General features: G+C 44.0%; 11 protein-coding genes. 7 read left to right on the top strand and 4 right to left on the bottom strand.

Features of this window, described 5'->3' with window-relative positions; all coding sequences use genetic code 11:
- Genes djlA through ABD036_RS15925 form a run of 3 tightly spaced genes read right to left on the bottom strand, consistent with a single transcriptional unit; the run spans nt 1 to nt 2,545 of the window.
- Nucleotides 1–852 carry a co-chaperone DjlA gene (gene djlA, locus ABD036_RS15915; RefSeq protein WP_343861686.1) on the bottom strand — a complete coding sequence of 284 codons (852 nt, stop codon included), beginning with the start codon at nt 850–852 and terminating at the stop codon, nt 1–3.
- Nucleotides 852–1,547, bottom strand: a complete 696-nt coding sequence (murU, locus tag ABD036_RS15920; RefSeq protein WP_343861688.1) for an N-acetylmuramate alpha-1-phosphate uridylyltransferase MurU — start codon at nt 1,545–1,547, stop codon at nt 852–854. Before murU ends, djlA begins: the two co-directional genes overlap by 1 nt.
- Nucleotides 1,544–2,545, bottom strand: a complete 1,002-nt coding sequence (locus ABD036_RS15925; protein ID WP_343861690.1) for an aminoglycoside phosphotransferase family protein — start codon at nt 2,543–2,545, stop codon at nt 1,544–1,546. Before ABD036_RS15925 ends, murU begins: the two co-directional genes overlap by 4 nt.
- A 177-nt stretch (nt 2,546–2,722) precedes the next feature.
- On the opposite strand from ABD036_RS15925, the gene ABD036_RS15930 reads away from it, so the two are divergent.
- The 7 genes from ABD036_RS15930 (at nt 2,723) to ABD036_RS15960 (ending at nt 11,533) form a co-directional block, all read left to right on the top strand.
- Nucleotides 2,723–4,939, top strand: a complete 2,217-nt coding sequence (locus ABD036_RS15930) for an LPS-assembly protein LptD (RefSeq protein ID WP_343861692.1) — start codon at nt 2,723–2,725, stop codon at nt 4,937–4,939.
- A 58-nt stretch (nt 4,940–4,997) separates the two neighbouring features.
- Nucleotides 4,998–6,302: a peptidylprolyl isomerase SurA gene (surA, locus tag ABD036_RS15935; RefSeq protein ID WP_343861694.1), complete on the top strand. Its 1,305-nt coding sequence runs from the start codon at nt 4,998–5,000 to the stop codon at nt 6,300–6,302.
- Nucleotides 6,298–7,284: a 4-hydroxythreonine-4-phosphate dehydrogenase PdxA gene (gene pdxA, locus ABD036_RS15940; RefSeq protein ID WP_343861728.1), complete on the top strand. Its 987-nt coding sequence runs from the start codon at nt 6,298–6,300 to the stop codon at nt 7,282–7,284. Before surA ends, pdxA begins: the two co-directional genes overlap by 5 nt.
- Nucleotides 7,281–8,090: a 16S rRNA (adenine(1518)-N(6)/adenine(1519)-N(6))-dimethyltransferase RsmA gene (gene rsmA, locus ABD036_RS15945; RefSeq protein ID WP_343861696.1), complete on the top strand. Its 810-nt coding sequence runs from the start codon at nt 7,281–7,283 to the stop codon at nt 8,088–8,090. The genes pdxA and rsmA overlap by 4 nt, the downstream gene beginning before the upstream one ends.
- Nucleotides 8,087–8,464, top strand: coding sequence for a Co2+/Mg2+ efflux protein ApaG (apaG, locus tag ABD036_RS15950; RefSeq protein WP_343861698.1), 378 nt, complete (start codon nt 8,087–8,089; stop codon nt 8,462–8,464). Before rsmA ends, apaG begins: the two co-directional genes overlap by 4 nt.
- Before the next feature lie 24 nt (nt 8,465–8,488).
- Nucleotides 8,489–9,304 (top strand): symmetrical bis(5'-nucleosyl)-tetraphosphatase, encoded by an 816-nt coding sequence (locus ABD036_RS15955; protein WP_343861700.1) that lies wholly within the window; start codon nt 8,489–8,491, stop codon nt 9,302–9,304.
- A gap of 204 nt (nt 9,305–9,508) precedes the next feature.
- The gene (locus ABD036_RS15960) at nt 9,509–11,533 is read left to right on the top strand and encodes a methyl-accepting chemotaxis protein (RefSeq protein ID WP_343861702.1); all 2,025 of its coding nucleotides are present in this window, start codon (nt 9,509–9,511) and stop codon (nt 11,531–11,533) included.
- A gap of 104 nt (nt 11,534–11,637) precedes the next feature.
- On the opposite strand, the gene lysC is transcribed toward ABD036_RS15960, so the two are convergent.
- Complete coding sequence (gene lysC / locus ABD036_RS15965; RefSeq protein ID WP_343861704.1) at nt 11,638–12,993, bottom strand: lysine-sensitive aspartokinase 3; 1,356 nt, start codon at nt 12,991–12,993, stop codon at nt 11,638–11,640.
- Nucleotides 12,994–13,012 lie beyond the last annotated feature (19 nt).

Below are 13,012 nucleotides of genomic sequence, written 5' to 3' on the forward strand. Positions count from 1 at the left end.
TTATTTAAATCCTTTTTCTTGCTTTACCATTTCGTAAGCCGCTTGTATGTCTTGAGCCTTGGCTTTGGCAATTTCAATGGCTTGTTTAGGTAGTCCTTTGGAGACTAATTTATCGGGATGATGTTCGGACATCAACTTTCGATAGGCTTTCTTAATCTGTTTAGCGTCGTCAGCTTTATTAATACCAAGAATTTTATACGCATCCGCTAGCGATTGCTGCTGGGTATAGGCTGATTGTTTGCGCTGCCTTTGTTGCCCACCGTGGCGACCATGTTGCGCCTGCCGGAATCGAACTTCCGCTTCGTACATTGACAACAAATACAAAAACTCATGCTGTTTAAAGCCCAATTTATCCGCTACACGCTCGAGTAACTGTTGTTCTTTGGGATCTAATTTGCCATCTGCAAAGGCCGCTTGAATAAGGATCTCTAAGAAAACCTGCAACACATCCCGTCTTCCGTGACAGCTGGTTTTAAACTCGTTTAATATATCCGTTACTGGAAAATCCGGCGACTTTCCTTCGCGAAAAGCTTGTTGCGCTTCTTTTCGAATATCACCTTGCAGGTCCATCTGATCCATCAGTGAGGATGCCATGCGAATTTCTTCGTTAGTAACCTGCCCGTCAACTTTAGCAACGTGCCCCATCACCGAAAACAAAGCGTGAAAGAAGATGGCTTGGGATTTCAGTTCATCTTGGCTGGTAAAAAATCGACTGAATCCCCCCATTTGATTAAAATCTTGACTGTATCCTTTATCGAATAAATGACCGATAAAAAAACCCAGCACTGCACCGGGAATTCTACCAAACATGAATCCAAATAATGTTCCAAGTACCTTACCCCAAAATGGCATTACTTGACCTCCATTTGGTTTAATTGCGCCAACCGCTCCGGCGTCCCCACATCAAACCAATACCCCTGATGCAAAGCGCCAGATAGGCGATTATCCGCAGCATGCTGAAATAACAATGGCGCTAAAGGCATTATCGGTGAAGTCTGTGGTTGAGAAAAAAGCGTGTTAAACATATCTACATGGTAAACAGCAACACCACTAAATGTGAATTGATTTCGCGGTTGTCTTTCGATCCGCCCATTATTTAGACAAAAATCCCCGGTTGGGTTGTGTGCAGGATTATCCACCAGCACTAGGTGTGCAAGGTCTTGGTCTAGCCTTGTTGGCAGTATTGCGAAATCCATGTCGGTAAAAATATCACCGTTGACCACAGTAAAACAATGACTGTCTGCTAAATGTGCTTTGATAAGCGGAAGCGCATTGATAATCCCCCCCGCAGTTTCCAAAGCCTCAGACTCAGCACTAAAGACAATACTCAAACCAAACTGACTTCCGTCACCTAAAGCATCAACCAATTGTTGCCCGAGCCAGGCATGATTAATAATGACCTTTTTATAGCCCGCTTTTTCAAGGTTTATCAGATGATGGTGAATAAGAGGTTTACCCTGTACTTCGAGTAAAGGCTTGGGGGTATGGTCAGTTAACGGACGCATCCGTTCGCCTCTTCCTGCTGCAAGGATCATCGCAACTTTCATTGCGTAATACTAACGAATTTTGGTTTAACAATAGTCGCCACAAAATTGGCGAACTCCCGTGTTTCGGTATAGCGTCCAGCTACATCGATAATGTAATCAAGCGTGTGCGGGATATCGTGCAAATAGCCTTGTTTGCCATCTCGATGACATAGCCGACAAAAAATACCACTGGCCTTGATATGCCTTTGGATACCCGTCATATCAAACCAAAAAGTAAATTGGGCTAAATCGTAATTTGGATAATAGGTTTGCTGAGTATAAGCGAGCAATTCCGCAATTTGTTGAGATGACCATGATTGGTAACAATCTCGAAGTAATGACACCAGATCATAGGTAATAGGACCGATGACCGCATCTTGGAAATCGATCACGCCAATACGATTATCGTCAAGCACCATGAGGTTTCGAGAGTGGTAATCTCGATGCACGCCAACTTGAGGCTGTGCTTTGAATATGTCAGCAATATAGTCGTAGCAATCCTGTACTAATTTGCGCTGATTGTTATCTAAGACAAGGCCTAAATGCACTTCCATTAACCAGTGCGTAAATAAATGAAGCTCTGTCGCTAAAAGTTGGTCGTCATACCAGGGTAATGGTTTGTTATTGACACTTACACAAGCCTGAATTGACGGTAACTGGTCGATAGCTTGTTTGTAACGCGCGATAACATTAGCGGATTGCACCTCTAGCGCAAACTGATGGTTACCAAAATCCTGTAAACAATAAAACCCCTGTGCTGGATCGTGACAATATACCTTAGGTACATGCACACCTGCTGCGTGATAAGCCTTCGCTATATCGACAAATTTGCTGCTGTCTTCGAATTTTGGTGGCGCATCCACTGCTATAATCGACTGCTGAGTATTCAGATCGGTAAATCTAAAATAGCGCCGAAAGCTAGCGTCTCCTGAGACGATGTCTAAGGATTGGCACGAAAAGCCGGTATCTGAATTGATCCAATTCAATAACGCCTGTTGTCTTTGCTGCTTATCTGTCACGTAATACCTCGTTTTTATGGTATAAATATAACTAATGCGCAGGCATAATAGAACAAAGGAAATCCATTATGCTGTATAATTTGGGAAGTTTGGCTGTGAATCTACTCCAACTCCTTATAATTCACACTTTTAATGTCGTTAATCGACATCGGCATGGCTGTTAAACTTAGACCTTGTATGCAATTTAACCAATATAGCTTTTTACTGTTCTTTTCAATGACTGGAACGGTTTCCGCACAACAACTGTCCTCATGCCCTGCTCCTGAAGCGGGTTATGTTGCAGATGAAAGCCTGTTGGCCGAACAAATCAAGGTAAAAGCCAAAAGAGCCGAGATCCGTCAAAATAAACTGGCGACCTTTGAAGGCGATGTCACTATTGATAATGAGCGCGCACGGATCCACGCTGACAACGCAACCATTGATAAAGAAAAAACCCAATTAACCGCCACCGGCCAAGTAAGCTATCAAGATCAACAGATGTCCGTGCAAAGCACAGACGTTCGGCTTAACACTGCCTCTGGGCAATTGTTAATGACCGATACTGAGTATAAGTTGACTCAATTTGGAGGTCGCGGTTCAGCCCAACAGATAAAAATAGATCAAACCGATGGTGTTGAGCTCACCGATGTAAGTTACACCACTTGCCCAGAAGGCGACGAGGATTGGAAAATCAATGCCAGCAGTATCAGCATTGAAGAAGGCGAGTTGTGGGGAGAAGCCGTCAATACGGTGTTTTACATTCAAGACGTACCGGTTTTCTATCTGCCTTATTTCGTATTCCCTGTTTCGGATCAACGGCAAACAGGTCTATTGTTTCCCGAAATAAAGACGTCCAGCGCCACCGGCGTGTCTTATGAACAACCTTTCTACTGGAATATTGCCCCCAATTATGACGCGACTATTTCACCCAGAGTGATGACCAAAAGAGGTGTGCAGCTTAAAACTGAATTCCGTTATTTAACTGACGCCAGCGCTGGACAATTCAATGTTGAGTATCTGCCCGAGGATCGGGAACTTGTAGATCAGCGCGATCGCTATTTTTATCGTTTTCTACACAGCGGCAAAGTAGCTGACAAATGGCAACTCAATGTCGATTACAACGGCTTAAGCGATGACAATTATATTGTCGATTTCGGCTCAGATTATTACAACCGTGCGGACACCCATTTATATCAAACCTTAGAGCTAAATTATTTTAGTGCGAATATGGATTTCTCCGTCAGTTTCAAAGATTTTGAAGTGATTGGCGATCATCAATCAAATTATCGCGCTTTGCCGGAGCTGAAATTTAATTACCTCAGCGATCCGATGGCCGGATTGGAATTTCGATTGACATCCGAATTAGCGTTTTTTGATAACCACATGCAAGAGCAACCTAAAGCCACGCGATTGCACATCGCTCCTAGCGTGGCATTGCCATTGCGTTCTCAATGGGGCGAGTTTTTAGCTGAGGCGACTTGGTTAAACACCTTTTACCAACAAGACAATATAGAAAACACTCAATTGGCAGAAGAGACCACGCGCTCACTTGGACAAGGGCGAATATTTGGTGCTTTATTTTTCGAACGGGAAATCAGTTGGTTTGGCAATTCCCTGAAGCAAACCTTAGAGCCTAAAGCCCAATATTTGTATACCGATTACGAAGACCAAAATAATATCGGATTATATGACACCACGCGGCTGTTAAATGATTTCAATGGATTGTTCAGAGGTCAAGAGTTTACTGGGCTAGATAGAATTAGCGACAACAATCAGATTACTGTCGGTTTAACCTCGCGTATTCTTGATGAAAATAGTCGGGAACAATTTAAAGTGAGTCTGGGTCAGATATTCTATCTGGAGGATAATCAGGTGTTAGCGGCCACTAAGGACGATGACAGATCCGCCTTGGCATCCGAATTAGATTGGCAAATGGGTAGCAAGTGGTTTGTTCATACCGAGTTGCAACTATCAACTAAGACCGACAAAGTGGAACGCAGCAGTATTTCATTGGAATATAGGCTCAGTGAAGATAAAATATTCCAAGTTAACCATCGCTTTGTACGAAACTTATCAGGCGAGCAGATTGATCAGTTAGGATTAACCGCAAGTTGGCCCATTTCTGAAAACTGGCATTGGGTTGGCAGGTGGTACAAAGACTTAGGTACCCAGCGCACTATCGAAAGTTACATGGGTGTGCAGTACGAGTCTTGCTGTTGGTCTGTTAGCTTAGTATCTCAACGGCACTTGAGTAATCGATTTGATGCCGCTGGTATGCAGAATACGCAGGAATTTGAATCCAGTATTAATTTGAAATTTAGCTTTAAGTTCTCAGGCTCTGAAGGCCAAAAAGGGCGCAGAAAAATGCTTGAAGATGGCTTGTTTGGTTATCGTCAGGCCTACTTAATTAACTAAACCGAACGCCCTACCCGCAACGGTGGGGCATCAATGTTTAAACCATAAGTATTAAAAAATGAAATCAATTGTTGTATCTATCGTTCTCTCATCAATGCTGGTATTTAGCAGTGTTGCCCAACAAGTGTCACTGGATAGAGTGGCCGTTATTGTCGACCAAGGTGTCATCTTAGAAAGTGAAATCAATACCTTGGTCACCCAAGTAAAGCGCAACGCGATCGCGAACAATCAAACACTTCCTTCGGACCGTGCATTGCGGACCCAAGCAATCGAAAGACTGGTAACCGATAGTTTACAAACTCAAATGGCCGAAAAGATGGGGATTCAAATCAGTGATCCTCAATTGGATCAAACTATCGCCAACATCGCCGCCAATAATAATCTGGGAATGGATGAATTTAGACAAGTCATTGCTAAAGACGGTATTCCGTTTGAAGTTTATCGCGAAGATATTCGCAAAGAATTGATAACCGGCGAAGTAAGACGAGCAAACGTGCGTCGTCGTGTTTATATTACCCCTCAAGAAATTGAAAATTTGGTCAAGCTTATCGATGAGCAAGGTGCGGACCAAGCGGAATATCACATTGGTCACATTTTGATTGGCTTTCCACCACAGCCTAGCGATGACGACATCGCTAAGGCAAAAGCCACTGCTGACAAAGTACTTGAGCTGCTAAATGAAGGTTCAGATTTTACCCGTATTGCCATCGCCTCTTCTTCTGGTGCTAAAGCGCTTGATGGTGGTGATCTGGGCTGGATGAATATTAATGCAATGCCGACATTATTTGCAGAAGCAGTGCAAGGAAAAGATAAAGATGCTTTAGTGGGACCTATTCGCAGTGGCGCCGGATTTCACATCTTGAAAGTCAAAGATCTTCGCGGTATCGAAATTGTGAAGGTTGAAGAAGTAAATGCTCGCCATATTCTGATTAAGCCATCGGTGATCCTCAGCGACGACAAGGCCAGACAGAAACTCGAAAAGTTCCGCGAACAAATCCTTGCTGGTGAAGCCGATTTCGCTGCGTTAGCAAAGGAACATTCGGCGGATCCTGGTTCTGCCCTTAGAGGGGGTGAATTAGGCTGGAATGACCCAGAAATATATGTTCCTGCATTTAAGCAAGCCCTTGCCAATTTGGAAAAAGATGAAATTGGTCAACCTTTCCGCTCTTTACACGGTTGGCACTTGGTGCAACTTATCGATAGACGTATTGACGATGCGACTGATAAGCGCAAAGAAGATAAAGCCTATCAACTTTTGTTTAACCGTAAGTTTGCAGAAGAAACCGAAGCCTGGCTGCGTGAAATGCGCGACACAGCCTATATCGAAGTGATCGAACCCGAAGCCGAAACGACAGGAAATTAACTTGCCAATTAAACTTGCTATCACCCCTGGCGAACCTGCAGGCATTGGTCCTGATCTCATTATAGCGTTGGCGCAATCCCAATGGGATGCGCAACTCGTGGTGCTGGCTGATAAAAACATGCTGTTGGAGCGAGCAAGTCAATTAAATTTGCCGCTTGAATTAATGGCTTATCAGCAACACAACCCGCAAGTACAAAAGCCGGGACAGTTATTTATTATCGACATTCCGGTTGCCAATAAAGTACAAGCTGGTGTGTTAGATGCTGCTAACGGACAATACGTAGTGGAAACACTGCGCCAAGCTTGCGCCAAAAATATGGACGGTGAATTTGATGCGGTGGTCACCGGACCTGTGCATAAAGGAATTATCAATAAGTCAGGTATCTCGTTTAGCGGTCATACGGAGTACTTTGCCAGCCAGTCAAATACCCAAGATGTGGTGATGATGCTCTCAACCGAAGGGCTTCGCGTGGTATTAGCCACCACTCACATTCCTCTTGCTTATGTCGCAAAAGCGATTACGCGGGAACGCTTACATAAAGTGCTGCACATTGTGCACACTGATATGCAACTAAAATTCGGAATTGCCCAGCCAAACTTGTTTGTTTGCGGTCTCAACCCACATGCAGGTGAAGATGGGCATTTAGGTCGTGAAGAACTGGATATTATCATTCCTGCACTGGATGAATTGCGCGAGCAAGGTTTGCGCATCACGGGTCCCTTGCCCGCAGATACTATATTCCAACCTAAGTATATGGAGCAGGCTGATGCAATCTTAGCCATGTACCATGACCAAGGTTTACCGGTGCTCAAATACAAAGGCTTTGGTGATTCCGTCAATATTACATTGGGACTTCCTTTTATCCGCACCTCAGTGGATCATGGTACTGCATTGGATCTTGCTGGAACCGGCCACGCCAACTCAGGCAGTTTTAAGCGTGCTATTCTCAAAGCTCTCAAATTAGTAGAAAGAAAACAATGAGTAAACAACACCTAGGTCACACAGCACGTAAACGTTTTGGTCAGAATTTTTTGCATGACCCTTATATTATTGATCAGATTGTATCTGCGATCCGTCCGGTTGAAGGTGAAAACATAGTTGAGATTGGACCTGGTCTTGCCGCCTTAACAGAGCCTGTGTGCGAACTCATAAGCAAACTCAATGTCGTCGAACTAGATCGTGATTTGGCGCAGCGCCTTAAAACCCATCCTTTTTTATCTAGCAAACTTAATGTGATTGAAGCGGACGCTTTAAAGTATGACTTTAATCAGCTTTGTGACCAAGACCACCCGCTGCGCGTTTTTGGTAATTTGCCGTACAACATTTCAACACCGCTGATGTTTCACCTTTTTACCTTTACCACCAAAATCAAAGACATGCATTTTATGTTGCAAAAGGAAGTGGTTAATCGATTAGCAGCAAGTGCAGGCAGTAAAAACTATGGTCGTTTATCAGTTATGGCACAATATCATTGTCAGATAACGCCAGTACTGCACGTTCCGCCAGGCGCGTTTAATCCGCCCCCTAAAGTCGATTCTGCAGTGGTACGTTTAATACCTCACCAGGTCAAACCTGTGACGGTTATTAGTGAGCAGAAGTTAAATCAAGTCTGCGCTGAGGCATTTAATCAGCGACGCAAAACAATTCGCAACAGCCTAAGCAAATCTATCAATGAGCAACAACTGGTCTCTTTAGATATTAACCCCGAGTTAAGAGCTGAAAAGCTGAGCTTGGCCGATTTTGCTCGAATTGCCGATTTTGTCAGTCATCAGGAAAGCGAGATATGAGCCAACAAAGTGATATTTGTATAAAAGTCCAAACACAGTACCTTGAAGACCACTTTCCTAAATCCGATAGCAAATATGCCTTTGCATATAGAATCAATATTATTAATAACAGCGATCAAGATTACCAGTTACTGCGTCGCTACTGGCTGATCACTGACGGCAACGGCGAAAAAACTGAAGTTTCCGGCGATGGTGTTATTGGTGAGCAGCCCCATATCCCCGCTGGTAAGTCTTATCAATATACTAGCGGCGCTATCCTCGACACGCCCGTGGGCACTATGCAAGGTCACTACGAGTTAATCGATTCCCAGGGCAACACGATCAAAGCCCCTATTCCGGTGTTTAGGCTTGCTGTGTCAACACTGGTCAATTAATGCATTCTTCGGTAAACAAAAGACATGGCTGACTTTATTGTAGGTGACATTCAAGGCTGTTACTCCGGCCTGAGACGGTTATTAGATAAAGTAAAATTTGATCCTCAATGTGACAAATTGTGGGGCGTGGGTGATTTGATCGCTCGCGGCCCCGACTCATTAAAAACCTTATCATTCTTGTATGATTTAGGCGTGGCCTTTGACACGGTCTTGGGAAACCATGATTTACACTTCTTGGCGATCTACGCTGGTTTAAAAACACCTAAACGCAACGATAACCTCAGTCCTTTATTACGCAGTGACCGAGTGGATGAATTAGCTCATTGGTTGCGCACTAAGCCGTTAGCATTGCGATTAAATAAACATAGCTTGATAAGCCATGCTGGTTTATATCCTAAATGGTCATTCAAAAAGGCCGTGAAACTCAGTGAGGAAGTATCAACTGTACTGCGCAGTGAGCAATGGTTAGATTTTCTTAGTCAGATGTACGGTAATCAACCCGATCGCTGGGACCCAGCACTGCAAGGCATAGAACGGTTACGATTTATCACCAATGCGTTCACCCGCATGCGTTATATCAAAGATGCTGATCGCCTTGAATTTGAGACCAAAACAGCACCGACTAAAAACAACACATCAATAGTGCCATGGTTTAATGTACCTAATGTAAAAATGAAGCCGAAAAGGCAAGTCATTTTTGGTCATTGGGCTACTCTAATGGGACAGACTGAATCAACTCAATATATTGCCTTAGACACGGGCTATGTGTGGGGAAATGCCATGACACTACTGAATTTGCAATCTGGTAAAAAAACTCAGGTTCAAAATAAAGGTTCCTAATCATCAGTCGATACTTTGTAATGGATTACACTGAAATAAACACGCAATTATGTACACGCCATCATATACTTAACGCTTTGATGAAATGTAGTGTATTTTTTTGGTGACCTTTATTAGAGAATTTGACACACTGGTAACTGGATCTTATTAGATGATTCACAATATGAAAAAGTCACTGCAAAAAGTAGTAACAGGAGTATCTAAATGAAAATTACTGTCGCGATGCGCGTCATCGGCGGTTTCGCAATTATTTCCGCACTGTTACTGGGTATCGGTATTTCCTCACTATATAACTTTAGTTCCATTGACAGCGCTACGGAAGAAGTTAATACATTAGCCATCCCAACGTTAAATGGTAGCAACCAACTTAAAGTATCCTTTTTGAATATGGGCAGGTTAACCGTTGAGGGGTTTTATGAAACTGAACTTGACGCTTTGCAAGCCAATTTAGAAAAGTTTCAAACCAGCCAAGCTAATTTCGAAAGCGAGGCGAGCGCGGTCAAAGGAAAAGTAAGCAAAGACGCGGCATTTAGTAGTGCATTGAAAAGCGTTGATAGTATTTATCAACAGTACACAGTTAACGTAACCGACATGTTTGACAGCCGAAAAGCCGACTTGCAATATGGCGCAGCGCTATCGGATATCGTCAGCGAAGTAGAAGATAACGCCGATGACTCTTCTACTTTACTATTGGATTTCAGTGACTTGGATTCAGTGCAAAATGATAGCAGGCTTAGACAAGCAGCTGAGCTAGGCGGAAGATTAGAGACATCACTGTTGTCACTGCTTACCGTTAGTGCCGATTACATAAAAACCGAAAATTTGGTTCGCGCTCAGACTATTGGTAATGAAGTTGAATTGGTTGTGACTCAAGTCTCTGAACAGTTAGCAGAGATGCAAAACCTAGTGGGTGACCGCGATGACAGTGGCACAATGGATGAGATTTCCGACTTGGTAAGCTCTGTTATCAGCACTGTTACCGCAGCCGATGGCTTACTCAATACACAAGTGTTGCGCTTAAACAAACAAGTTCAAGCGACCTCAGCACTAGCCGCATCGGAACAGAATATTCAAGATGCCATAGCCGAGCTCGACAAGATGCTCAAATTGGCCGAAACCAAAACAAACGTGATGAAAGAGCAAGTTTCTGACCGTGTCGCCAGCGGTACGACCTTCATCATCATTCTCGTGTTGGTGTCTGCGGTGTTGGCAACGCTAATAGCATGGAAGAGTGTCACGGCGATTACGGTGCCGCTTTCCAAGGTTAACGAAATCCTACATATTGTATCCTCAGGTGATTTAACGCAGCGTTTGGATGATTCCTCTGACGATGAATTTGGTGAACTGGCTCAAAGCGTGAACAACCTTGTCGATAGCCTGAAAATATTGATCACCGGTATCACGACTCGGGCGGCACAGCTTGCCGCTGCCTCAGAGGAAACCTCAGCAGTTACCGCTCAAACGACGCATTCGATTCAAAATCAAAAATCACAAGTCGCGCAAGTGGCTGCAGCAACCATGGAGATGCACAGCACCTCGCAAATGGTAACCCAAAGTGCAGAAGACACATTGAATCAAATCCGTCATGCCGACAAAGAAGCTGAGAAAGTAAAAAGCATCTCGGTTGAAAATAAACGTACCATTGAGAAGCTGGCCGTCGATGTTGATGATGCTGCAACCGTTATCAATAAGCTTCACCAAGACAGCGCAAGCATTGGTGGTATATTGGATGTGATCAGAGGCGTTGCCGATCAAACTAACTTGCTGGCCCTTAACGCCGCGATTGAAGCCGCCCGTGCCGGTGAGCAAGGACGTGGATTTGCAGTTGTAGCAGATGAAGTTCGCACCTTAGCAAGTCGCACCCAAGAATCAACTCAAGAAATCAATGCCATGATTGAAGTATTGCAGGCCGGTGCTGAAAGGGCCGTAACTGTTATGAATCAAGGTAAAGAACAAACCACTGTGTGTGTTGAGCAAACTGAAAAAGCCACTAGAGCACTTGATCTAATTACCGAAGCAGTTCACAGAGCGCACGATGTGAGTAGCCAAATTGAGCAATCAGCGCGTGAGCAAAATGTGGTTTCGCAAGAAATCAGTGAAAAGCTTGAGAACATTGTGGGCATTGCTGAAGAAACATCTGTTGGCGCTCAGCAAACTGCTGACTCCAGCGAAGAAGTGGCGAAACTTGCTGAAGAGTTGCAAGCGTCTATTCAGCAATTTAGAGTGTAGATAAACCAGCATAAAAAAACCGCCATTACCTACTTAGGTAATGGCGGTTTTTTATTGGTTGATTGCCATTTAACCAACTTCTCTTATTCTATTTACTGTGATCGTCAGCTTTCAAATAAACAGCGATGCAATTCTTTGACAATCTCAGTACTGTCATCCTGATGCACTAAGAACGACATGTTATGTGGATTGGCTCCGTAACAAATCATGCGCAAGTTGTAGTCTCTAACGGAAGAGAATATTTTGCTAGAGACACCCGCAGCGCTGTGCATATTGTTTCCCACGACAGTGACTAAGTCGTAGTCACGTTCAATCACCACGTCACAAAATAGTTTCAACTCTTCCAATGTTTCTCGATTGAGCTTTTCGGCAACTGAATTGGCTGGATTGTCCAAGGTAAATGACACTGCGATTTCGGATGTGGTGACCAAATCGACACTTAAATTATGCGCTGCAATTATGGTAAACACCTGTTGCAAGAATCCCTGTGCGTGCATCATCTTGGGCGTTTTTACTGTCACCATCACTTGCTGTTTGCGACGAGTAATAGCACGATATGGAGGCTCTTGTTCGCAATCTCGAACAATCCAAGTGCCGCCTTTTTCTGGCTCTTTGCTAGAGCCGACAAACACTCTGATATTTTTTCGTAATGCGGGCTCCATAGTCGCAGGATGCAGCACTTTAGCACCAAAGTTTGCCATCTCGGCTGCTTCTTCAAAACTCAATTCAGGTAAGGGTTTAGCAGCAGAGGTGATACGTGGGTCTGTGGTATACACGCCAACGACATCGGTCCAAATCTGACACACATCAGCATTTAGTGCCTCAGCCAGTAAGGCGGCGGTAAAATCACTTCCTCCCCGCCCCAGTGTCGTCGTCCTGCCTTGTTCATCGGCGCCAATAAAGCCTTGCGTAACGATCACTTTTTGCGCCATTTCTGGCAGCAAAAATTGCTTGGCTAACTGCTCTATCTGTTCCAATTGTGGAGCAGCTTCAGTGAACACAGAGTCGGTTCTCAATACCTTACGCACATCAAAATTTTCCGCATTCACGCCATTAAGACGCAACACTTCAGTGAATAGCAGTGACGACATCCTTTCACCGAAAGACAGCAAGGCATCTTTTAAATCATCTCGGTGTAACAGCTCTTCATGAAATGCTTGCTCTTTCATTGCCAACATAAGTGAGTCAAGCTTTTCAGCTAATTCTGCAGGTTCGCCCAGCGCATGTAATATATGCAATTGGATATTGGAAATTTGCTGCAGAACCTCTTCAATTTGACTGTGTGTCAGCAAACTACTTGATAGCGTCACTAGATGATTAGTGACACCAGCTGAGGCACTCACCACCACGAGTCGAGTGGCAGGATCATTTGCCACTATTTTCGCGCATTTTTGCATGGCCTCTAAATCCGCCACACTGGTACCGCCAAACTTGGCGATATGGAGATTCACATTCTTCACATCAGACCCTATTTAATTA

Origin of the sequence: Aliiglaciecola litoralis, from assembly GCF_039523355.1 — a bacterium.
Classification (GTDB): Bacteria; Pseudomonadota; Gammaproteobacteria; order Enterobacterales; family Alteromonadaceae; genus Aliiglaciecola; species Aliiglaciecola litoralis.